The organism is Candidatus Lernaella stagnicola (genome assembly GCA_030765525.1).
GTDB lineage: Bacteria > Lernaellota > Lernaellaia > Lernaellales > Lernaellaceae > Lernaella > Lernaella stagnicola.
The window spans coordinates 271,952-293,843 of the sequence record JAVCCK010000020.1; the positions used below are offsets into that span (position 1 = coordinate 271,952).

General features: G+C 60.1%; 20 protein-coding genes. 11 read left to right on the forward strand and 9 right to left on the reverse strand.

Going from position 1 to position 21,892, the window contains the following annotated elements; translation table 11 throughout:
• Window positions 1-146 precede the first annotated feature (146 nt).
• Both P9L99_09875 and P9L99_09880 read left to right on the forward strand, forming a co-directional pair.
• Window positions 147-1,874, forward strand: a complete 1,728-nt coding sequence (locus tag P9L99_09875; protein ID MDP8223656.1) for a hypothetical protein — start codon at window positions 147-149, stop codon at window positions 1,872-1,874.
• Window positions 1,875-2,138: 264 nt separating this feature from the next.
• Window positions 2,139-3,797 carry a Na/Pi cotransporter family protein gene (locus P9L99_09880; protein MDP8223657.1) on the forward strand — a complete coding sequence of 553 codons (1,659 nt, stop codon included), beginning with the start codon at window positions 2,139-2,141 and terminating at the stop codon, window positions 3,795-3,797.
• A 27-nt stretch (window positions 3,798-3,824) separates the two neighbouring features.
• Here the strand turns inward: P9L99_09880 and P9L99_09885 are convergent, their stop codons facing one another.
• Together P9L99_09885 and P9L99_09890 are read right to left on the reverse strand one after the other, a co-directional pair.
• A complete protein-coding gene (locus P9L99_09885; GenBank protein ID MDP8223658.1) occupies window positions 3,825-4,448 on the reverse strand; it encodes a hypothetical protein in 624 nt (207 codons plus the stop codon).
• The gene (locus tag P9L99_09890; protein MDP8223659.1) at window positions 4,445-5,197 is read right to left on the reverse strand and encodes a CDP-alcohol phosphatidyltransferase family protein; all 753 of its coding nucleotides are present in this window, start codon (window positions 5,195-5,197) and stop codon (window positions 4,445-4,447) included. The genes P9L99_09885 and P9L99_09890 overlap by 4 nt, the downstream gene beginning before the upstream one ends.
• A 117-nt stretch (window positions 5,198-5,314) precedes the next feature.
• Here P9L99_09890 and tsaD point away from each other — a divergent pair, with 117 nt between their 5' ends.
• From tsaD to P9L99_09910, 4 genes are read left to right on the forward strand one after another with little or no spacing between them, the layout of a single operon-like run.
• Complete coding sequence (gene tsaD, locus P9L99_09895; protein MDP8223660.1) at window positions 5,315-6,322, forward strand: tRNA (adenosine(37)-N6)-threonylcarbamoyltransferase complex transferase subunit TsaD; 1,008 nt, start codon at window positions 5,315-5,317, stop codon at window positions 6,320-6,322.
• Window positions 6,319-6,795 carry a DUF2062 domain-containing protein gene (locus P9L99_09900; protein MDP8223661.1) on the forward strand — a complete coding sequence of 159 codons (477 nt, stop codon included), beginning with the start codon at window positions 6,319-6,321 and terminating at the stop codon, window positions 6,793-6,795. Before tsaD ends, P9L99_09900 begins: the two co-directional genes overlap by 4 nt.
• Window positions 6,792-7,604: a 16S rRNA (adenine(1518)-N(6)/adenine(1519)-N(6))-dimethyltransferase RsmA gene (gene rsmA / locus P9L99_09905; protein MDP8223662.1), complete on the forward strand. Its 813-nt coding sequence runs from the start codon at window positions 6,792-6,794 to the stop codon at window positions 7,602-7,604. The genes P9L99_09900 and rsmA overlap by 4 nt, the downstream gene beginning before the upstream one ends.
• The gene (locus tag P9L99_09910) at window positions 7,604-8,884 is read left to right on the forward strand and encodes an SGNH/GDSL hydrolase family protein (GenBank protein ID MDP8223663.1); all 1,281 of its coding nucleotides are present in this window, start codon (window positions 7,604-7,606) and stop codon (window positions 8,882-8,884) included. Before rsmA ends, P9L99_09910 begins: the two co-directional genes overlap by 1 nt.
• A gap of 42 nt (window positions 8,885-8,926) precedes the next feature.
• Here the strand turns inward: P9L99_09910 and P9L99_09915 are convergent, their stop codons facing one another.
• Genes P9L99_09915 through P9L99_09925 form a run of 3 tightly spaced genes read right to left on the reverse strand, consistent with a single transcriptional unit; the run spans window position 8,927 to window position 12,898 of the window.
• Complete coding sequence (locus tag P9L99_09915) at window positions 8,927-10,186, reverse strand: hypothetical protein (protein ID MDP8223664.1); 1,260 nt, start codon at window positions 10,184-10,186, stop codon at window positions 8,927-8,929.
• A gap of 2 nt (window positions 10,187-10,188) precedes the next feature.
• Window positions 10,189-10,992: a polysaccharide biosynthesis/export family protein gene (locus tag P9L99_09920; GenBank protein ID MDP8223665.1), complete on the reverse strand. Its 804-nt coding sequence runs from the start codon at window positions 10,990-10,992 to the stop codon at window positions 10,189-10,191.
• Between the two features lie 16 nt (window positions 10,993-11,008).
• Window positions 11,009-12,898 carry a polysaccharide biosynthesis tyrosine autokinase gene (locus P9L99_09925; protein MDP8223666.1) on the reverse strand — a complete coding sequence of 630 codons (1,890 nt, stop codon included), beginning with the start codon at window positions 12,896-12,898 and terminating at the stop codon, window positions 11,009-11,011.
• A 308-nt stretch (window positions 12,899-13,206) separates the two neighbouring features.
• Here P9L99_09925 and P9L99_09930 point away from each other — a divergent pair, with 308 nt between their 5' ends.
• Window positions 13,207-13,572 (forward strand): VOC family protein, encoded by a 366-nt coding sequence (locus P9L99_09930; protein MDP8223667.1) that lies wholly within the window; start codon window positions 13,207-13,209, stop codon window positions 13,570-13,572.
• A gap of 202 nt (window positions 13,573-13,774) precedes the next feature.
• On the opposite strand, the gene P9L99_09935 is transcribed toward P9L99_09930, so the two are convergent.
• From P9L99_09935 to P9L99_09945, 3 genes are all read right to left on the reverse strand, one after another.
• Entirely contained in the window at window positions 13,775-14,695 is a 921-nt protein-coding gene (locus P9L99_09935; protein MDP8223668.1) for a TIGR01777 family oxidoreductase, read from the reverse strand.
• A 113-nt stretch (window positions 14,696-14,808) separates the two neighbouring features.
• A complete protein-coding gene (locus tag P9L99_09940; protein MDP8223669.1) occupies window positions 14,809-16,059 on the reverse strand; it encodes an endonuclease/exonuclease/phosphatase family protein in 1,251 nt (416 codons plus the stop codon).
• Between the two features lie 148 nt (window positions 16,060-16,207).
• Entirely contained in the window at window positions 16,208-17,758 is a 1,551-nt protein-coding gene (locus tag P9L99_09945; protein ID MDP8223670.1) for a PKD domain-containing protein, read from the reverse strand.
• Between the two features lie 130 nt (window positions 17,759-17,888).
• On the opposite strand from P9L99_09945, the gene P9L99_09950 reads away from it, so the two are divergent.
• Entirely contained in the window at window positions 17,889-18,197 is a 309-nt protein-coding gene (locus P9L99_09950) for an MTH1187 family thiamine-binding protein (GenBank protein ID MDP8223671.1), read from the forward strand.
• Here P9L99_09950 and P9L99_09955 read toward each other — a convergent pair.
• Window positions 18,194-19,363, reverse strand: a complete 1,170-nt coding sequence (locus tag P9L99_09955) for a glycosyltransferase (protein ID MDP8223672.1) — start codon at window positions 19,361-19,363, stop codon at window positions 18,194-18,196. The genes P9L99_09950 and P9L99_09955 overlap by 4 nt on opposite strands.
• Window positions 19,364-19,415: 52 nt before the next feature.
• On the opposite strand from P9L99_09955, the gene P9L99_09960 reads away from it, so the two are divergent.
• From P9L99_09960 to P9L99_09970, 3 genes are all read left to right on the forward strand, one after another.
• Entirely contained in the window at window positions 19,416-20,516 is a 1,101-nt protein-coding gene (locus tag P9L99_09960; GenBank protein MDP8223673.1) for a glycosyltransferase family 4 protein, read from the forward strand.
• Between the two features lie 128 nt (window positions 20,517-20,644).
• Window positions 20,645-21,247 (forward strand): cupin domain-containing protein, encoded by a 603-nt coding sequence (locus P9L99_09965; protein ID MDP8223674.1) that lies wholly within the window; start codon window positions 20,645-20,647, stop codon window positions 21,245-21,247.
• A gap of 91 nt (window positions 21,248-21,338) precedes the next feature.
• Window positions 21,339-21,890, forward strand: a complete 552-nt coding sequence (locus tag P9L99_09970) for a 2-oxoacid:acceptor oxidoreductase family protein (GenBank protein MDP8223675.1) — start codon at window positions 21,339-21,341, stop codon at window positions 21,888-21,890.
• Window positions 21,891-21,892 lie beyond the last annotated feature (2 nt).

Here is a 21,892-nt window from a genome sequence, read left to right on the forward strand (position 1 = left end):
GAGGTGGACTTTAGTTGTCAACGGGCAAAGTCGTGGCTATTTTGAGATTGAGTGTCTGTTTGACTCAAATAGGAAGGCGCGTAAAATGGCGCCCCAATCCGATTGGATAGGTGGTGAGCCCGGCAGGGCTCCAGAAAGGAAGCGACATGTACTCCCGCCTTAGTGTTTTGATCGCCTTTGCGGCTCTGCTGCTTATCCCGGCGACTTCCGTCTGGGCGATCGATTTCGACGTCGCTGCGTCGGTTGACGCCATCGAAGCCGACTTCGAAACGCAACAGATCGACGCCGACCAAGCGGCGTTGCAGATCGCCTTTGCGCTGTTCGACAACAGTCGGCTGCAGTCGCGCTATCACCGCGCGGCAAACGCGCCGAAAATTCGCACTTCGGAACTTGTCGGGACGAGCCAGTGCGGTACCGCCGAAATCTTGAAACTGCGGCGAATCCTGCAGCAGGCCTCGGCCGCGGTGCGGGCTCAAGTGCAGAAGATCATGATGCCGGGTACGCCGCGCGGCGTGACGCTTAACGCCGGCAAAGCCTTGGGCCACAATCCGCTCGGCACCGAACTTCCCAACAACTACTACACCGAACACTTCGCCATCCGGTGGGGTGACAGTTACGCGGCCGACACCGACACCATCGAGTTTTGGGGCCAGATCCTGGAAGACGAGATATGGGACACGGAAGTCGTTGCCTGGGACTATCCCGACGTTTACGCGTCCGACACGTATTACGTTGACGTGTATATCGGCAACAGCGGCAGCGGTGCTCCGATCATCGACTTCGCCGGCGCCTACACCACGATATACGACGACGGCAGCCAGTGGGGCGAGGACGGTGAATACCAACCGCTGATCGTGTTCCACCCCGATCTGTTGGCGTACGAAAGCACGATTCAATCGGTCAGCGCGCACGAGTTTTTCCACACGTTGCAATTTACGTTAGCCGTCAACGGCGAGAACTATTACATCTTCGACCAAAACAGCCTTTGGTGGATCGAAGGAACCGCCACCTGGGCTTCCAGTGTGATGTATGAAGACCTGAATGACTACGTCTACTACGTGTACGGCTGGTCGCAGGAGGCCTTCGAATCTCTCACGAAACAGGGCAATGGCGACGAATACGGGCGTGTCATTTGGGCCCGGTTCTTGTACGAATTTCACGGCGGGTTGGATGCGATCCACGAAATTTGGGTCAACGGTTCGGGCACGAGCGCCTTGTTCGGCAACGCCGGTTACCTGAAACACCAGGACATGGAATGGGACAACGCCTGGGTGGACTTCGTTCAACAGTTACTCGCGGAGAGTTTCGAAGATAACGATGTGATCCCGAATTTCGGTGATTATCGCACCGTCGCCACGTTCCCCTACGCACAGTGGGAAATTGACGGCAACCAGCAGCCGCACATCAACAGCGTGCATAAAATCATGGTGCGAAACGGCGACGAAACGGATCCGCGATTGAATATCTGGTTCCAACCCGAGGACATCACGCTGGACGGCGCCGACTGGCTGCTCGTGGCATACAAGGAAACCGCTGCTGGCGACATCGAAGCACAAGTGCTCGACGTAAGCACCAAGGACGCGCCGTATGAATTCACTATCGACGGCCTGGGCTCCACGTACGACCGCATCCACCTGCTGATTACGCCGATCAGTTCCACTGAAGATAACTATATCGCCAGTTGGGACTACATGCTGCAACTCACCCGCGGCGACGATGCCTTCCAGGAACCGCCGGTGGGCGACGACGATACCGCCGGTGATGACGACACGATCGGTGACGACGACGACGACGACGACGATGATACTTCCGGCGCTCAGCCGGGCGGCGACGACGACGACGACGATGACGATGGGGGAGGCTGCGGCTGCTAGCGGGGTAAAAACTCTGAAATAACGCCAACTAACGCCGGGGCGCTGCTGATGCAGTCCCCGGCGTTTTGTTTATCTAGCCGCTCCGGCCGGTCCGACGACTCCGGCTTTAACGGAATCCTCATTAATTCTTAGCCATTTCCTAATATATTATTGACCTCGCGTGGGGGCTTCGCTAAAATCACGCCCGGCCGCGATGCCTCTTATTTTTGCGACACATCGTCTGAAACGATATTGCGCGCGGTGCACTACAACGCAGGGACTCCCATGATCCTGGAATTCACGTTCAAAGTCGCTGGCGGCCTCGGGATGTTTCTGTTGGGTATGCGACAAATGTCCGGCGGGCTCCAATCGATCGCCGGCGATTCCCTCCGCCGCATTATTGACCTCCTTACCAGCAATCGTATTGCCGCCGTATGCGTCGGCTTCGTCATCACCGGGGTCATTCAATCCAGCTCCATCACATCCGTGATGGTCGTGGGCTTCGTCAACGCGGGCCTGATGAACCTTACGCAGGCGATCGGCGTGATTATGGGCGCCAATATCGGCACCACTATCACGGGTTGGATTATCGCGATCAAGGTGACGAAATACGCGTTGCCGATGATTGCCCTGGGCGCGTTCGTGTTCCTGTTTTCCAAACGGGAGAAGCCGCAGCTTTACGGTCAGGTGCTATACGGGCTGGGCATGGTTTTTTTCGGTCTGCACTTGATGAAAGACGGCTTTTCGCCGTTGCGCGAGTCCGAGCAGATTATGGTCTGGCTGAATCACTTCGGCGCCGGCGGCCTGAGTTCGCTTATGCTGACGCTCGCAGTGGGGGCAGGCGTATGCATGCTCATCCAGTCCAGTTCGGCCTTCATCGGCATCGTCATGGCCATGAGTTCGACCGGACTATTGGATTTCGAGACGTCCGTCGCGCTGGTGTTGGCGGCGAATATCGGCACGACGATCACCGCCCAACTTGCGGCCTTAGGCACTAATGTCCACGCCCGCCGCGCGGCGCGCGCCCATATGATCTTCAACGTCGTCGGCGTGCTGTTGACGCTGCTCGTATTCCACCGATTTATCGATATCGTCGACGCTCTCGTGCCCAATGATCCGAATCTACTCGCACCGGACGGCACGCGACCGTACGTGATGACCCATCTCGCGATGGCCACGACGATTTTCAACGTGGCTTTCGTTCTGCTGTTCCTCCCCTTTGTCCAATACCTGGCGGCTTTTGTGGCGTGGGCGCTACCCGATCACGGTACCCAGGAACAACACCTGATTGTGGTGGACGAACGTTTCCTTGAAACGCCCGCTCTCGCGTTGGAACAAGCTCGTCGCGAGGTCATCAAAATGAGCGGCTTGGTCAAGGAAATGCTTGACAAGGGCCGGGCCTTGTTTTTGATGGAATCGGGCCGCACAACCGCAGCTCGCGAGATTTTCACGATGGAAGTCTCCGTTGACGAGATGCAAAAGGAATACTCGATCTTTTTGGCCAGGCTGCTGCAGGCTTCGCTGACCCGGGAGGAAAGCGAAGAAGCCCGTGAATTGATTCGCATCTCCGACGAACTGGAAAGCATCGGTGATTTTGCCGAAAACCTGGCCAAATGCTATATGCGCGCCAAGAAGAACAAAACGGTTTTCACAACGGCGGCCAAAGCGGATATTGAGCGTATCGGCCGACACATCGGCGAATATTTCGATCTCATTCTCGAGGCTTTCGAGGGACAGGATACGACCCTGATGCCCGAAGCGAAAAGCCGCGGCGAAACCATCAACGCGTTGGCCGATGAAATCCGTAACAACCATCTCGGTCGCCTAGATGGCGGCCAGTGCGACGCGTTGTCCGGATTGATCTTTTCCGACGTTGTGGTCTCACTGCGACGCATCAAGAACCACACCTTCAACATCGCCGAGGCGGTCGCCCTGCAAAAATAACCGTGGGAGATCAAGCGACTGCGCCGCTTAGGTAAGCTCCACTTTCCACATCCGCGCGCCGCGGGCCACGCAAATGCACCGATCCACGTATTCCACACCGTCGACATTGCGAGTCGGGGCGATTAACGTGCGCTCGATGCCCATCCCAAAAGCGTTTCCCGCCATGGCCCGCAGGGGATCGATCCAATAGATGCGGTCGCGTCCGTAACAACGGTGCACTTCGATGACATGAGCGCCGGCGGCTGCCACACAAGTGCCCGTGCCGTGTTTCCACCAACCCAAAATCCCGGCGTCGAAATCACCCTTGGCGGCGGCGCGGGCGGTGTCCACTACATATGCTTTGCGTCCGCGGCCGCGATCGAGCACGATCAGCAGCGGCCGGTCGCCCAATCGCACCAGGGCCGCGCCTTCCGGCGACACGCGAAGTCCCTCGGCGCGAAATTCGTGTTCCTCGCCGCTCTCGTACCGAACGCACATGGTCTCGCCCGCCATCGTGACTTCGCCCGTGTTCGCGCGGCGGTCCTTCTCCACTTCGGCCCATGGCAGGATCAATACCGCCCGTTCCAGCGGCAGAAAACTCTGATGCAGGAAGAATATGATCACCATGGCCAGCGCGCCGGCGATCATGATGCCGTAGTACAAGAGGATCATAACCGCCCCCGCAGACGTTGGATATGTTCCCTGATGCGTATCCGGCGTTCGGTCCGGCGCGAGAGCTGCTTTTCACGCCGCGCCAACACGTCCGTACCCGGCCATGCCGTGCGGGTACCGGCGCCCAGTACACCGGGCAGAGTCCGCCGCAGGTGCACCATGCCTTGGATCGTTACGCCAATCTGGTACACGCTGAACACCAGCAGGAACCAGTTCAAAATGTCGATATGGAAATGCACTTTGATCAGTAGGAAAATAAACAAGTAGTACTTTGATTTGAATACGAAACGAAAGGGCTGCTCCATTACGTTGCGCGCAATGATCAGCACGATCATGTACAGATACGTGACGATATACAGACCGCCCAACAACGGCACCGCGTGGCCGAAGTGGATCGCCGTCAGCCCTACGATCACCATCGCCGTAATATCGTTCATGATGTCCAGCAACGCGCCCTTGTCCGATGCGTAGCGCCCCAGCCGCGCCACCGGACCGTCGAAGCCGTCCAGAAGAATCGAGATGATGAGAATCACCCAGGCCGCCAAGTAGTTTTCCAGGCCGAAAAGCGGGAAGAAGAAAAACGCCAACAAAAGAAAGCTGGCCAGCGTCAGCGTGTCCGAGCGCACGTTGCGGTGAACGAAGAACATGGCCAGCGGCCGCACAAATTGCGTACGCCGGTCGGCGACCTTGTGGAAATACTCTTCTTCGGACGCGCCGAAGTAGTGCAATTTGCTGTGTTTTGCCGGCATTGCCTCCCCTTTATCCTCAGTTCAAAAATGCCTGTCCATGAGCGCAGCGTCAAGAGCGATTTCCCGGCGGCAATCGTGACTTGGCGACGGACGCGGTTTCCTGTAAACAAGTGAGCGATGAAAATTCTTGGTGTCGAAACCAGTTGTGACGATACATCGGCCGCCGTGGTCACCGACGGGCGCACCGTTCACTCCTGCATCGTAAGCAGTCAAAACGAGTTTCACCGGCGATTCGGCGGTGTCGTACCCGAAGTGGCCAGCCGCGCCCACATGGAGGTTATCGACGCCGTGTGTGCCGACGCCCTCGAACGCGCCGGCGTGTCGGTCGACGGAATCGACGCCGTGGCGGTCACCAACGGCCCGGGCCTGGTCGGCTCCATCCTCGTCGGCCTGGGCTTCGCCAAGGGCTTTGCCTATGCGCGCGACTTGCCGTTCTTAGGCGTCAATCACTTGGAAGGGCACATTGCTGCCGCGTTTCTCGATGCCGAAGAACCGCATTTCCCCTTCACGGCGTTGGTCGTATCCGGCGGTCACACCCACCTGTACGAAGTGCAGGATTTTTTCACCATGAAGTTGTTGGGACAAACCGTTGACGACGCCGCGGGCGAGGCTTTCGACAAAGTCGCCAAACTGTTGGGCCTGGATTTCCCCGGCGGTATCGCTATCGATCGCCTGGCCCGTGAGGGCGACGAACGCGCCTTCGATTTGCCGCGGCCGATGCTGCACAGTGGCGATTTAATGATGAGCTTCTCCGGCTTGAAGACCGCGGTGCGCCGCCTCGTCGAGCAAGCAGGCGGCCCCGACAAACTGCCGTTGGCCGATGTGGCCGCCTCCTTTCAAGCGGCGGTCGTCGATACCTTGGTGGCGAAAAGCGCTGCCGCGATGGAACGAGCCGAACACCGGCGACTCGTGATATGCGGCGGCGTGTCCGCCAACAGCCGACTACGTGCCGCTGCCGCCGAGGCGTGCGAGGCGCGCGGGCTTTCGCTGGTGATGCCCAGTCTCGCCTATTGCACCGACAACGCCGCCATGATCGCCGGTGCGGGCTATCACCGCCTCGTGGCCGGTCAGCGTTCCGGGCTTGATCTCAACAGCTACGCCACGCTCTCCGGGGCTCCGGCATGAATTGGCTGAAAAGGAAGTGGATCCAGTTCTACACGACCTTCGTGAGCCTGAAGGGCTCGCCGGAGAAAATCGCACAAGCCTTCGCGGTTGGTTTTTGGATTGCGTGGATGCCCGTGGGCACGCACACGGTGCTCGCGATTGTGCTGGCGGCGGCCTTGCGAGCCAACATGCCCGCGATGTTTCTCGGCACGTGGATCTGCAATCCGTTCACCTGTGTTCCGATCGTGGTGATTGATTACAAACTCGGATCGCTGTATGTCGGCGGCATCGATATCGCCCAATTCGATCTGGCGAGCACGAGCTTTCAGCAGTTGCTCGGCGCCGGATGGGACGTCGCCGCGCCCGTGATGCTCGGCGGCCTGCTCTTGGGCACCCTCAACGCGCTGGTCGGGTACTACCCCGTCAAATGGGCGGTGATCCGAACGCGCCGGCGGGCGCGTAATGCCGCGGCCGCGGCCGAGGCCGAAACGTGAGCGATTCGCCGTCGATTCCGCCGAAAAAAAGCCTTGGACAGAATTTCCTCATCGATAAAAACCTCGCCGCGAAAATCGTCCGCGCGCTGCCGGTCGTGCCCGGCGATACCGTGCTGGAAATCGGGCCCGGCACCGGCGCGCTCACCGAACATCTTGCGGATTTGGTTCCTTCCCTCGTCGCGGTCGAAATTGACGCCCGTCTGCTGCCCGGCTTGCAGGAGCGTTTCGGCGACCGGGTTCAGTTCGTTCACGACGATATCCTGCACGTCGATCTGACCAAGCTGGCGAAAACGCGTGGCGGCCGCCTGCAGGTCATCGGCAACCTGCCGTATTACTCGTCGAGCCCCATCCTCTTTCACCTGCTGGCGCATCGCGAACACGTGCATCACGCCGTCTTGACGCTGCAGGAAGAGGTTGTCGCCCGCTGCTGTGCCGGCCCCGGGACGAAAAGCTACGGCACGCTTTCGGTGCAACTCGCGCTGTTCGCCAAACCGCGCAAACTTTTCGCCTTGCCGCCGCACGTGTTCCGACCGGCGCCGAAGGTGCGTTCGGCCGTCTTGGCGCTCGATTTCCAGTCGCCCGAGACGTCATTGCCGCGTCGTTATGACGATTTCGAGACCGTGCTGCGCGCCGCGTTCGCCCAGCGTCGCAAGACCGTGCGCAATTCCCTGAGTTCGCGGCTTGGCGCCGAAACGGCCGTAGCGATTCTGGCCGCTGCGGATATCGACGGTGGGGCGCGTGCCGAAAGTTTGATGCCGACGCGATTCACGGCGTTGGCCGACGCGCTGACCGCGTTAAGGAAGACTTAATGGCCGGCGCCCGCCGTATCGGGATCCTACTACGACGCCGCTTCCTTTACATGTTGGTACCCCTGGTAGTGCTCGTTCTGGCTGCCAATCTGATAGTGAGATGGCTTGAGTCACGCGGGGCGATCGATACCGAGCGGCCGGACGACCGCGTGCTGCATGCTCCGGCCACACTGATCGAACAGCGCGACGGCAACTTTCACATCAGCGGCAACGGCATGATCGCAAGCCGCGTACCCGTGCAAAAAAGCGCTAACACAACACGGATTGTTTGTACCGGCGCCAGTTTCATGATGGGTACCCCTTACGTGTACCAACAAGGGCCGCAACTGGGTTATGGCGGCATCCCCAGTTGGTTGAGCGTCATGCTCTCCGAGATGTACCCGAGCCGCCACGTCGAGGTTATCAACGCCGCCGCGGGCGGCCAGACCTCCCACGCCGTCAAGCAGATTGTGAGCCGTGTGCGTCGCCTAAACCCCGATATCATCGTCGTGGCGTCGGGCAACAACGAGGGCGCGGTTACGTCGACGGCGTTGAACGAGGTGATGCACCGATGGATACTCTATCGCTTACTTAAAAAATCATTACTAGGGCAACCGCCCTTGGAAGACCGCCCCTATCTTGCACCACAGGAGGCGAACGCGGCCGACATCCAGAAAGGTTTTCGCGAAAGCCTTCAGGTGATGTCCCGGGCGGCGGCCAAGGGCGACATTCCGCTGGTGCTTTGCACGCTGCCTGTAAATTTGCGCTACGACGGCGTGTCCTTTGTGCCGCGCGAGGTGCTGGAGGAACCGGCCGTTCGGGAAGGACGCATGTTGTGCCGCGACGGGCGAACGCAAGACGGTATCAAACGCTTGACCGAAAGTGAAAACCAGCAATGGGCGACCAAGTATATCGGTGACTGCCTCTTTGACGCGGGACGCTTCGCCGAGGCGAAAACCACGTATCGTATCAGTGTGCAGCTCAATCCACTCAATCGGGCTAAGCCGAGCTATAACGAAATCGTGCGCGAAATCGCCGAACGGCCCGGCGTCTGGTTGGCCGACTTGGCCGCGCATTTTGAGGCAGAAGCCGAGCACGGCATGATCGATCCGGGTCAGTTTTTCGATTACTGCCACATGACATGGCCGGGATACGCCCAGAGCGCCCGCGTAATCGCCCAGGCGATAGCCGATGCACGGTTGACGCCCACCGGGCCGGACGAACCGCAACCCCTTTCGGACAACGAAACCCTCATCGAACGGAATAATTGGCAGGCGATCTACTCGTACTCACCGCCCTGAGTCGGGCGGGACGGATCAAGCGGCCGGCAAATTCATACCAGTTTAGAAGGATAACCAATCGGGGCGGGGCGAGGTCAATCCGAGCCGCAGCGTTACGCGGTGCGCCACGGTTCGCGCATCGGTAGCGCCGTCGGGCGCGTAGCTGAACTGTTCCAGGTAATTGTACGCCGCGCCGACGCCGAACCAGTTCCAAGGGTAATAGTTGATCGCCGCCGTGGCGCGCCAGGCGTCGAGGTCGGTGGCATCCTGCAGGTAATTGGTGAAGCTGCCTTCCTGGTAGGTTTCCAGTTGTCGCAGCCATTGCTCATCCACCCGCGCCGAGACCGCGTTGGTCACCACGCCGCCTTCGAGGCCGTGGGCCGGGGCGAAGGTCCGGTTGTATACCAAGCCCGCGCGCATGCGCCAGAAAAGCTGCGTCACTTCCATTCGCTGGTACCATTCCAGTTCATCGAGTTGGTACACGCCGTTTGGCTCCGAGGCCGGCACGATCAAACCCGAGCGCACCTGGAACGACAGGCTCGCGGTCGCCAGATACTCGAGGCCGACGCCGGGAATGTGCGTGTCGAAATCCGCCGGATCGTCCAATGCCGTCGGGAAACCGGGGTCCATCGCCACTTCGTCATCCCAATAGTGGCGCAGGAAGTCGAAATCCGGCGAATACAACGCTCGATTGTACGCGTAGAACACAAACAACCGGTGATTCGCCGCGAACTGATGGGCCCATTCGACGCTCACTTGGTGCTCGACCGTGTCCGACACATCGTCTTCCCGAAATTCGGTCGTCGCGAAAGCGTAGCCGCCTTCCAGGTTGTCGATCCGCGACATTTGCCACAAGCTGCTGGCGAAAATGCGGTTGGCGATGGATTCGGTCCGCAGGGTTTCCAGATCGCGGCCCTCGGAGAAAGGCTGGTCGCGCGGATCGGTTACGAACATCAACTCGTCACCCACGGTCGTGCGCCACCGCGGATTGATCCAGTAACTCCAACCGAGCCCGCCGTTGTAATATTCCGGCCAGCCGCTTTGATCCTCGTGCTCGAACACGTGCCGGAAGGTCGCGGCGAAATACACAAACGACTCACTGCGGTAGGTGTCGTGTCGCAAGCGCAGCCCCGGCTGGAAGTTCACCGAAAAGGCGTCGATCTTCTCGTTGTCGGGGTCGTTTTCCGGCGTCAGGAGAAAGTTGTCGGTCCACTCACCGAAAAGCACGAAGGTAGGCAAAAGCGAGATTTTACCGGCCGCCGCCGCCACGCCGGGCAGCGCCAACATCAGCACCAAAAGCAGTATCGGCAGCCGCCGCTTCACGCCTACGGAACGATAATCATGTCGCCCGGCCGTAAAATCACGTCCAGAGACCGTCCGTCAATAATGCGATCGTAACTTGCCACGATGCGACGCGTTCCGTCAGCCGTTTGCCGCAACAACGTAATACGTCCCTTATTCGCAAACTGGCCGAACCCGCCGGACAGCGCGATCAGTTGCACCAGCGTCGTCGTTCCTGAAATCGGATACGTACCCGGACTTTGTACCTGTCCCTCAATGAAAACCTGGTAGGAATGCACCTCGGCAATAATGACCGTTACTTCCGGCGGTGTCTTCATGAAATCGCGTACGCGCTTGGTCAAGATCGCTTTGAGATCCGGCACGGTCAACCCGGCGGCGCGCACATCACCCATCAGCGGCAAGGTGATGTTTCCGTCCGGCCGCACCGGCACGACGCGCGACAATTCCGCGTTTTTCCAAACGTTCACGTCGATTACATCGCCCGGGCCGATCACGAAGGCGTTGGGATCGACCGTTGCTGACGGCTTCTCACTTCCGCCGCCGCCGCCATACGGAATCAACGTACCGTTACGATCCACCCACACGCTGACCGCCGACGGCGTTTTCTTGATCCCACTGTAGCCCCAGTTCGTTTTGCCGTCCGGAGTGATCCGTAGACTGCGGGACTCTTCGCCCTCTTCGGTCAAAAAGCGCAGCACGATCACGTCGGGCTCCATGACCTCACCGGCCACGGCTTTGGGCGGCTCCGGCGGTGTCGATTTCGAAATGGTGGCGCAGCCGGAAAAGAGCAACGCCAAGACGACCAATACGCCAAACGCCTGCTTCATCACCCACGATCTCCTTCTAAGATTTGCCGCCGCCACTGACGACTGAACGTGGCACCGTCGGCTTACCATATCCATAACCGTATTTCCCGTAACCATATCCATAACCGTACGCGTTGCCCTTGGCCATGGATAAACGCCCTTCAATATCGTTGAGCACGATGCCCATCAGCGGCTTCTGGTACAGGTCGTCCAGCGCCCGCGCCACGACTTCCCGCGGCGTGACACGCGCCTTAACCGCGACCAACACCCCGTCGACCATGTCGGCTAATTGCACGGTGTCGGGAATCGGAATGATCGGCGGCGAATCGACGATCACGTAGTGAAACATCCCTTTGGCTTGATCGAGCACTGACGACATCTTCGGGCTGATCAAATACGTCAGGGGGTCCTGAGGTACGTCGCCCGCGGGCATGACGAACAAGTGCGGTAGCTCGTAGTTGTAAAAACTTTCCGTGAAGGGGATGTCGCCTTGCAGGATTTCCGACAAACCCGGCTTGCTTTCCTCGATGCCGAGCACCTGGTGCACTTTCGGCGCGTGCAAATCGCCATCGATCAACAACACCCGCACGCCGGGCTCCTGCGCGATCGTCGCCGCCAGGTTGATGCTGGTGATCGTTTTGCCTTCCTGCGGCACCGAGCTGGTGACCAGTATTACGCGGCGGGATGCCTGCTCCGGATCGTTGCTCAACTTGTTCCACAGCACGTGGTACTGCCGTACCGCCCCGGGGTCCTGCCCCATGACGGCGGGCATCAATTCCTTGTCGGCTTTGTGGGTAACACGTACGATACCCACGCGATCGGGCAGGTCGACCACCGCCGGCAGGTCCGGGCGCTTGCCGCTACGCGGCCGCCGGCGAATGCGGCGAATCTTACGCACTTTCTGCTCGACTTGCCGCCCATCCGGCAATTGGATGATCCGCCGGACGATCCGCACTTCCTCGCGGTGATCGTCCATGTCGGAAACCTCTTCGGTTTCCACCGGTCGGGCCTCGACCGCGGCCGGGGGGTAACTGGGATCGTTGCTTTCGACAACTGCCGGTTGCGCCGGCGCTTCCTTGTCGATCGGCGCCGCCGGTTCTTCCACTTCTTCGGTTTCCGAGAGCTGCATGAGGTCTTCGTAGGTTTCCCGCACGAATTCCGGATTGATGGTTTTCTTCTTGCGGGCCATCCCGATCAACAGCGCGTTGTCACAAATGGTGTTAATCAAACGGGGGATACCCTTGCTGTAGCGGAAAATCAGATCCACCGCGTCATCGGAGAACACTGCCGTGGGGTCCTCGGCGCCGGCCTGAGACAAACGGTGGTGCATGTACGCCCGCGTGTCCTTGTAGGAGAGGGGCAGGATCTCCGTGCGCAAGTTGATCCGCTGCTTGAGTTGCCGGAATTTGTGGCTGTTGAGCACCAGCTTAAGCTCCGGCTGGCCGACCAACACAATTTGCAGCAATTTGCCGTGACGGGTTTCCAAATTGGTGAGAAACACGAGTTCGTTGAAGATGTCTTCGGACATGTTGTGGCCTTCGTCGATAATCAAAATCGACCGCTGGCCCTCCGCGGCGCGTGCTTCGAGATACTTGCGCAGGATCAACACATTTTCGGCCCGTTCGCCGCCTTTTTCCTCGATCTCAAAATCGGCAAAGACGTAGCGATACAAACTCGTCGGGTCCACGTGGGTATCAAAGAGAATGGCCACTTTCGCTTCGGTCTCGATATGCGAAAGCAGCGTGTAGATCATCGTCGTTTTGCCGACGCCGACTTCGCCGGTAACCACCATCAAACTCTTGCGCTCTTGAATGCCGTAAAGCATTTGCGCCAGCGCCTCGTGGTGCGACGAGGACATAAAGACGAATTCAGGGTCCGGCGTGATAGAGAACGGCAGCTTCGTCAGGCCGTAATATTCCGCATACACGTAGTTTACTCCAGACGTTGGGTAATCGAAGAACGCTTAGCATGCCGCCTGAGTCAAGTCAAGTAAACAGGACCCGAGCGCTAAGCGCTTGCTGAGTTATTTTGCGATCCAAGCCCCTCAGCGGCTCCACTACAATTTGCGTCACGTATCCGGCGAAGACACCAAATATGGAAAAAACCGCCCCTTAGGGGCACTTTTCCCACTTGCAAACTTCTGATTGATGGGCTACGTATTATTCAGATTTCACTAACTGCTGGAAATCGCCGCGTGGCTTACAGCCGCGCCGCCACGTAAGCAAGGATACGCCGATGTCCAACGCCGGAACCGGGTTGCTGATTTGGCTTTCGGTGAGTGATCTTTCCACCGCCAACAATTTTTACACTGAGTTGTTGGGTCTGAAGCCGGTGCACGTCAATCAAGACGTGGGCTGGGCCGAATTGCTGCACCCGGGTTGCGGCGCTCACGTGGGGCTGAGATTGGCGGAAAAAGATGAAATTATCCCCGCCGGGGGGGCAACTCTCACCTTCGATGTCAACGATCTGGAAAACGCCGTCGCCGGGCTGGAACGAAAAGGCGTTACGTTCATCACTGGCGTGATGAACTTGAACGGATATAGTTTCGCTACTTTTGTCGATCCGGACGGTAACATTCTGCAATTGCGCCAGGTTTCGTGATCTGCGCGCGTAGCAACTTTCGACGAAGGCCGCGAACGGAACGCACGAGGTATTAGGGCTAGATTTCCCCAGTTGGGGGATTGGGGCACGTTCGCAACTCGGTAAGACCTTTTTTCTCTAGTGTGGCGGCCGCAGGGCCGCCATTTTTTATCGGGGCTTACCGTGTCCCGGTGACACGAGTACGGCGGGCCTGGGCGTGGAGTTACTTCTTACCCATCAAGTCGATCAACGCGGCTTCAAGATCTGTGTATTTAAATTCGAAGCCGGCTTCCTCCAAGCGCTTTGGCAAAACCCGCACACTGACCAGCAGCAATTCGTCGGCTAACTCGCCCATCAGCGCCCGAGCCGCAAACGCGGGAAAAGGCAGCCACGACGGCCGTTTCATCACCTTACCCAGAGTTCGACACAGATCCTTCATACGTTCGGGCTGGGAAGCGGTCAGGTTGAATGCGCCGTCCAAATCCTCCCGCGCGAGCAGGAAGCGGATGGCCGCGATTTCGTCATCCAAGTGTATCCACGGCGCCCAGGCGCGGCCGTCGCCGATCGGGCCGCCGACGAAAAACTTGAACGGCACCGTCAATTGCGAAAGCAGCCCGCCGCCGCGACCCAGTACCAAACCCGTTCGCAACCACGTCACGCGCAAACCCAAGTCCCGGAAAACCTTTGCCGATTTTTCCCATTCGACGTTGAATTCCGGCAAAAAGCCACTTCCCGGAGGAGAATTTTCCGTGAGCTCTTCCTCGCCGCGCGAGCCGTAATACCCGACCGCCGAGGCCTGAATCACAAGCTGCGGTTTGTTCTGCGCTTGCCGCACCGCCTCGGCCAATCCGTTGATTGCGTGGAGGCGACTTTGCTTGATGCGGTCCTTTTTCCCCTTCGTCCAACGCACCGCCGCGATGTTCTCCCCGGCTAAATTGATGATGGCATCGGCCCCGTCCATCAAGTGCCCCCAGCCCGCGGCCGTGGCACCGTCCCATTCGGCGACGGTGACCGATTCGCCGAGCGTTTCCCGTCCCTTGCGTTCGCTGCGCGTCAATGCGATGACTTCGTGGCCGTCGGCTGCGAGCGATTCAACCAGCGGCTTGCCGATAAAGCCGGTCGCTCCGGTAACGATGATCTTCACGATCCGTCTCCTTTGCGGTGTGAGGGTGCTTTCATGAGAAAAGATAAGAACGAATCGCCGTAAAAAAAGCGCGACGCTCAACGCGAGCGCCGCGCCCGTCGATAATGATGCGCTTATTGCGGGTCGGCGGTGACGACCACTCCGTAATGGTCCGAAAGCCGCGATTCCACCATGTCGCCTTCCACATTCAGGGTGATCGCTTCGTCGAATACGCGCGCCGCCGTGAAGGCGTAGTCGTCGAAGCCTTGGAAGAACGCGTGGTCGATAATCACTCCCGCCGGGCCGGGCGTGCCGTCCACCAGCGGATTCTCGTCGCAGAACGTGCAGCGATTCGGAAACTGCGTTGTGTAGGGATCGGCCAAACCCGCGCCGGTGAGCATCGTGTAATTGGCCGGGAACTCGTTCGGCTTGCCGCCGGTGCCCGGGCCGTTATTGAAGTCGCCCAGCAGTACGTACGGGTCCTCGCCCGCCGTTTCGCCGATCCATTCCAACAATGCTTCGATTTGCATGGCCTGTTCGGCTTCGTACGAGGCCGCATCGCCGTTGTAGGGCAGGATGCTGATGGACGCCGTCAGGTGCGTGCAGTACACGTGCACCGGTCCGCCGGCGGTTTCGACTTTACCGTGTAACGCCACGCGGTTGGTCAGGAAGAAGGGGAACTGCACCCACTCGGTTTCGGTCATCTCCCGATTCGCGAGAAGCAGCAGACCGTTGGACCCGTTGTAGGAAATCGGCGGCGGATTCGGATTCGTGCATGTGTCATACATCTCGTCGTAGACCTCATCGATGTTCCCCGCGAGGCACTCGATGCAATCCAGGCCGGTCAGCAGCAATTGGATGGGGCAGTTTTCAATGGCGCAATCCAGCAGCCCTTCGTTCTGCGTGATGTCGCAGTTGTCGCGCACGCAGGTATCCAGCGGGCCGATGGCCGCCCCGCATCTCGGTTCGGCTTCAGGCGGCACGCCGGCGAAGTCCGGCACGCTGTCGTGGCGGTACAGGAAGGGAAAATTCGGCGCCATACCGGCCGCCAACGCGACGATGTCCTCTTCGTTCCACACCTCTTCCATGCAGACGACGTCGACATCGAGTTCCGGCACCGCGTCGAATAGCTCGTCGCGCCGGTAATAGCCCAGGGGTACGTACCCGTAGGCGAGACCGGCGTTGTACGTGGCGAAAGACAACGATTCGGGCGGCGCTGTGTCGTCGTCGTTGTCGTCGTTGTTGTCATCATCGTCGTCGTCATCATCAGCGGCCGTGTTGTCGTCGTTGTTGTCATCGTCGTCGTCGTCGTCGCACGCCGCGACGAAACAAAATGTGATGGTCAAAAGCAGCAGTAGAATGAACGGAAATGCGATATTTTTCATGACACACTCCTGCAGAAGGTTGCCAGCGGCACGGCAGGCGCCGCGCCCTCCAAATGAAACGCTAACAATCCTGTTTCGACGGCGTCAAGTTGAATCTCGAAGTATCTCGTCGTGTCCGGTGAGGTAGGCGATAAGCCGCCGCCGGTTTTTACGGCTCGACGCGCACCCAAAGCCGCGCGATGGCCGGCTCGCCGTGCACGTTGCTGCGTTCCACGCGCACCAGGTAGTCGCCCGGCGCATCATAGGCGTGGCGAAGCGAGGCGTAGTCGCCCAGTGGGTTGGGGAAGGGGACCGATTGCGTGAATTCGAGCGGGCTGCCGTCGCCGAAGTCCCATTGCTCGACGCCGCCGGTCACACCGAATAGTCGGGCTTTGAACAGAACGTCTTCGCCGACGCCGACCGGGCGCGAGGGCGAATGCGCGGCGTGGATGTACGTATAGAACGGCCGCGGCGAATTCTCCACGATCTGCACCACGGCGAAATCGTAGGCGACGTGACCCGCCGCATCGGTCACCTGCAAAACTTCGGTGAAAAAACCGGCCTGGTCGTACGTACGCTCGACGCGCTCACCGCTCGCCGTTTCACCGTCGGTGAACAGCCACGTGTAGTCGACGATCTCGCTGGCCAAGCTTATCGACCCGCCGCCATCCAACGTAACCGTGTCGCCCGCGCGAGCGATGCGATGGGGCCGGGCGTGCGCCAGCAACGGCGGCTTTTCGCGCTCGACATACCCCTGCCACACATACGGGTAGGCGGACTCGGTGCCCCATTCGCCCGAAGGTTGCCGACAGATGATTTCGAAGTGCAGGTGCGACCAACCGCCGCTCGTACCCCTTTTACCCAGCACACCGATCGGCTCACCGGCCCGCAATTGTTGGCCGAGAAAAACGTTCGGCGCGATGCTGTCCAAGTGACTGTAGCGGTAGTACCAGCCGCGCTCATCGAGCACGAAAACGACATCCCGGCGCGGACCCTGCAGGCGGGCCGGCGTTTCCTCGTACCCCGGCAGCACTTCGCCCCCGGCCAGCACCACCGTGCCCGGCGCCGCCGCCACGACCCTGTCTACGTGATCCGTGCCGCCGAAATCGATTCCGGAGTGGTAGTAGATCGACGTGAGGAAAGGAAGGTAGTCGTCGGTGGGTTCGTTGCCCGCTTGCGAGCGATTCGGCAACCACCGCTGACCGGCCACCGGGTATAACATCGATTCGCCGGGCAGCCACGGGCAGCCCGCCTGCCACAAACGAAAGCGAGCCGCGGCCCGCAAACCCCAGCGGTCTTCATCGCTGTTTACGTAGTAATCCTCGACCACCGGGCAATCGATCTGCACCGCGCCCACCGTCACCGGTAGGTGGTAGTTGCCCACATCGACCCATGCCGTCTCGCCGTCGATTTCCACGTGGGCGCGCGCCGCCCGCACCGCGCCGCGCACGGCGTCGAACTCCGTCTCGATCTCCAGCACGGAAAGTTCGACGGACGTGCCGTCGTCCCAGGCGACGGTGACGCTCTCGTCGCGATCGACCTCGACCACCTGCCGATCCGTACACCCTGCCGATGCGTCGTCGTCGCCTCCCGGCGAGGTGTCGTCGTCATCGTCCGTCGCCGGCGAGTCATCGTCGTCATCGTCGTCGTCGCAGGCGAAAGAGACGAGAAGCGCCGTCACGATCAGCAACACAAAAACCGCGCGCCACAGTTGGGTCATGATCCAATCCGGTTGGTAGTACGCCAATGTTGTAGCAAAAAAAGGTCGCCGCGTCCCGGGGCCCCAGCCGTTGCATGACGGCGTGGCTGCGCTATCGTAGGGAGGAAGCAACCAACAAGGAGGCGAACCCATGCCGATCGCTCAACTCACCGTTGTTCCTCTGGGTACGACGAGTACGTCCCTTTCGGCCACCGTCGCCAAAGTGCAGCAGGCCATCTGCGACACGGGAATCAAATATCAACTGACTCCCATGTGCACCATCCTGGAAGGGGATCTGGGAGACGTTATGGCCGCGGTGATGGCGGCGCACGAAGCCGCTTTCCAAGCCGGGCACGCGCGCGTATCGACTACTCTCGTGTTGGACGACCGCCGCGACAAAGAAACCAGCATGGAGCAGAAGGTAGAAGCGGTGGAGGAAAAACTGGCCGCCGACGATTAAGCGCCCGCCGTGAGCCGCGTGAAAAAACGCAGCAGCCCCTCGCCCCGACGCTGCCACGTGTAACGGGCGGCGAAGGCTCGCAGTTGATGCTCCTTTTCCGCGCGGTAGTCCGAATCTTCGAAAAGCTTTCGCAGCGCCGCCGCATAATTTGCCGCCGTGCCCGTTTCGACAATAACGCCGCCGCCGCTCTCGGCGAACAATTCCTCGAACACCGGCAAATCGGGAATCACCGGCACGACCCCGGCGCGCGCGTAATCAAATAGCTTCATCGGGCTGGTCACGTAGCGGTTGTAGAAAAGGTCTTCCAACGGGACCACCGCCGCGAAACATTCGGCCAGGCGTTCGGGCAAGTCGGCCGGCGCGTACCAACCGGCCAGAGTCAGCCGCTCGGCGACTCCGTAATACACTGCCAGCTTGAGCAGCGCCTCGTGATGCCGGCCGTGTCCCACCAGCAGCAAGCGAGTTTCCTCCGGCAGTTCGGCGAGCGCGGCGACGATCGAACCCACACCCTTATGTGGGTCGAGACTGCCCAGATACGCGATCTCGACGCACCGAGCGGGCTTCGCCGGCGGCTTGGTCGGGTGCAGCGCCGAACCACCCACGCCGATCCGCCCCGCGAGGTTGTAGTGCGGTTCCAGTAATTTCTTTAGGCCCTCGGTAAGCACGATCACGCCGTCGACTTTCTCCAGCACGCGTTTTTCCATTGCCTCCCGCCGCCGATGCATGTCGAGCTTGTCTGCCGGGAACAAGCCGTCGGCGCGCGCGTCGTCCTGGCCCAGCGAATACAGATTGTGCATTTCGTAGACGAGCTTCAGTGGCAGGTCGTAGCGCAATAGCAGATCGGCGAGCTTCAAGTCGCGCACCACCGCGACATCGAAACCGCCCGCGGCCAGCTTGCCGAGCACGGCTTTGCGAAACGGTCCGGACCAGCTCGGACGAAACAGTCCCCACTCCAAACGAATCGGCGGCAGCGACGGCAAGGCGAACGGCGTTGGATCCGGGACGGCCAGGCGCGCCAACTCCGCTTTGGCGTTTTTTACCGGGCCCGGCGCCAGCAGCGTTGTTTCCGCGCCGGACAGGGCGTAACCCGTAGCCGCGCCCGTGACGAACGCCACGCCGGCTTCCCGCGTTCCCAGCGGCTGGTTGTGAATGACGGCGACCTTCAAGTAAGCTGACCTCGTTTCAGTTAACCACCATTATGGTAGAGGACCCCGGCGGATGGAAGCAAGCGAACGCCTCGTGACCGGCCACGTCGATATCGACCCCATGTGGCGCGGCGGTCAGCGTCAGGCTTTTCTACTGGCCACCGGCCTGGCCGCCCACGGGCATCCCACGCATTTCTTCACCGCACCCGAGACGCCGCTGGCCGGGCAACTGGCCGACACGCCGGTTCGCGTGCATGCCGTCCCCACCTGGGGCGAGTGGGATCCGTTCGCCGCGCGTCGCCTAGCCCGCGAGGCCAACGAAGCCGGTGTTCAGGTGCTCGCCGCGCATTCGGCGCACGCGCACGGATTAGCCGTGCTGGCCCAAGCGTTCGGTTTGCGGGCGGCAGTTGTGGTGCACCGTCGGGTCGACAATCCCATCCGTCGCGGCTTTTTCAACGACCGCAAATACGCGGCGCCGCGACACTTCATTGCCATCGGCGAGGCCGTTCGCGCCGCGTTGATGAGCGCCGCCGTGCCCGCCGAAAAGATTTCCGTCGTTTCCAGCGGCGTGCCGCCGCACGAACCGGTCGCTGGCGCAAAAGCGGCGCTGGCCGCGGCATGTGGTATCGATGCGGGCGTGCCGTGGGTCGGCGACGTCGCGGGTTTGGTCGATCACAAAGGCCATGCGCATTTGCTGGATGCGTGGCCGCGCGTGCGCGCCGACATCGACGCCGCCTTGATCCTTATCGGCGACGGACCGCGGCGCAGCGCTTTGGAACAACATGCACGCGTCTTGAATATTAGCGACTCGGTGCACTTCGTCGGCTGGCGGGACGACGTTCCCGCGTGGCTTTCGGCGCTCGATGTGTTTGCCATGACCAGCGTTACCGAGGGCCTTTGCAGCGCGATTCTGGATGCGATGGCGGCTCGCGTGCCGGTTGTCGCCACGGCCGCCGGCGGTATTCCCGAACTCGTGATCGACGATCAGACCGGCCGGCTTGCCGCCGTCGCCGACCCCGCGGACATCGCCGCAAAACTGCGTCTGGCCCTTACTGATCGCGACCGCGCCGCCGCGTTGGCCGCCGCTGCTTACGAGACGGTCTGGCGCGATCGGTCGGCCGACCGGATGGTGGAACGTACCGCGGCAATCTACCGTGGGCTGCTCTCGGTTTGAGTGTATAAATACACAATATTGTTGGAATATATGCGATATGTATGCGGATCATGGGCGGTGGGCGGTCTTGAATCAGCGCCCGGCTCGTGCTACATATTCGTAGCCGCTTTCCAGTCAAGGAGGAGATCATGCCCAGGGGCACGGTGAACGAACTCAAACAACTTGGGATCGGTCGGCGGGTGCAGATGCTGCGCCGCGCGAAAGGTTTGTCCCTTGAAGACCTCGCGCAGAAACTCAATCTATCCAAAGTGCTGCTCGCGCAAATTGAAGAGGACGTCGTACCGCCGACGGTGGCCACGTTGCTCAACATCTCGAAAATCCTTGGCGTCAGCATCGATCATTTCTTTACCGACGACGAGAGTTCCGGACGCATCGAGGTTACTCGAGCCGACAGCCGACTCTCCGTACATCAAGAATATCTGCCCGAAGGCGACCGCGGGCGACTTACCTACAATTACGAAAGCCTCGCCTACCGGTTGGCGAAGAAGAAGATGGAACCGTTCTACGTGGAATTCGGTCTGGAACCCCACAGCGGGACCGCACTCTCCCACGATGGCGAGGAATTCCTCTTCGTGATCGAGGGCGAAATCGATCTGGAGTTCGGGGAAGATCACATTCGTTTGGGACCCGGCGATTCGGTGTACTACCACGCCGTTGTACCGCACGACATCCGTGCAATCGGCCAAGGCAAGGCCAAAACGATTATTGTACTTTATCCGTACGCGAATTAATCCAAGCGGGGCCCTTTGCGGCCTCGCTGATCGTATCGGGCCGGTCGCGTTGTGGCACACCGCCGCCGGCCATCACCTCCGGGAGTGACACATGATCGAAATACGCTTTCACGGAAGAGGAGGGCAGGGCGCCGTTATCGCCAGTAAGGTAATGGCGGTTGCGCTCTTCATGGAAGGCAAGTGGGTGCAGAGCTTTCCCAAGTTCGGCGTCGAGCGCCGCGGGGCCCCGGTGGAGGCGTTTCTGCGGGTCGACAAAGACAAGATTCTTCTGCGCAACAACATCTACGAACCCGATCACATCATCGTGCTCGATCGCACGCTGATCGAAGCCGTCGATGTTACCACCGGGTTGGCCAAGGGCGGCCTCGTGCTCATCAACTCGAACCAGACGCCGGCCGACTTTCCTGATTTGGCCGACTTTTCGGTTGCCTGCGTCAATGCCTCGGCCATCGCCATTAAGCACCGCCTGGGCAGCCCGGCGCAGCCGATCGTCAACACGGCGATCCTCGGCGCGTTCGCTAAGGCTTCCGGCATGATGAGCATTGACTCCATCTGCGAAGCGATTCGCCAGGATGTCCCCATCAAACCCGACGCAAACGCCACCGCCGCCCGCGAAGCGTTTGACATGGTCATCACGCAGTGAGG

Coding starts and splice junctions, on each gene's coding strand:
- P9L99_09930 (MDP8223667.1), top strand. CDS start 13,207: ATGTCCAACGCCGGAACCGGGTTGCTGATTTGGCTTTCGGTGAGTGAT.
- tsaD (MDP8223660.1), top strand. CDS start 5,315: ATGAAAATTCTTGGTGTCGAAACCAGTTGTGACGATACATCGGCCGCC.
- P9L99_09950 (MDP8223671.1), top strand. CDS start 17,889: ATGCCGATCGCTCAACTCACCGTTGTTCCTCTGGGTACGACGAGTACG.
- P9L99_09970 (MDP8223675.1), top strand. CDS start 21,339: ATGATCGAAATACGCTTTCACGGAAGAGGAGGGCAGGGCGCCGTTATC.
- P9L99_09875 (MDP8223656.1), top strand. CDS start 147: ATGTACTCCCGCCTTAGTGTTTTGATCGCCTTTGCGGCTCTGCTGCTT.
- P9L99_09885 (MDP8223658.1), bottom strand. CDS start 4,448: ATGATCCTCTTGTACTACGGCATCATGATCGCCGGCGCGCTGGCCATG.
- P9L99_09900 (MDP8223661.1), top strand. CDS start 6,319: ATGAATTGGCTGAAAAGGAAGTGGATCCAGTTCTACACGACCTTCGTG.
- P9L99_09920 (MDP8223665.1), bottom strand. CDS start 10,992: ATGAAGCAGGCGTTTGGCGTATTGGTCGTCTTGGCGTTGCTCTTTTCC.
- P9L99_09945 (MDP8223670.1), bottom strand. CDS start 17,758: ATGACCCAACTGTGGCGCGCGGTTTTTGTGTTGCTGATCGTGACGGCG.
- P9L99_09890 (MDP8223659.1), bottom strand. CDS start 5,197: ATGCCGGCAAAACACAGCAAATTGCACTACTTCGGCGCGTCCGAAGAA.
- P9L99_09910 (MDP8223663.1), top strand. CDS start 7,604: ATGGCCGGCGCCCGCCGTATCGGGATCCTACTACGACGCCGCTTCCTT.
- P9L99_09940 (MDP8223669.1), bottom strand. CDS start 16,059: ATGAAAAATATCGCATTTCCGTTCATTCTACTGCTGCTTTTGACCATC.
- P9L99_09960 (MDP8223673.1), top strand. CDS start 19,416: ATGGAAGCAAGCGAACGCCTCGTGACCGGCCACGTCGATATCGACCCC.
- P9L99_09880 (MDP8223657.1), top strand. CDS start 2,139: ATGATCCTGGAATTCACGTTCAAAGTCGCTGGCGGCCTCGGGATGTTT.
- P9L99_09965 (MDP8223674.1), top strand. CDS start 20,645: ATGCCCAGGGGCACGGTGAACGAACTCAAACAACTTGGGATCGGTCGG.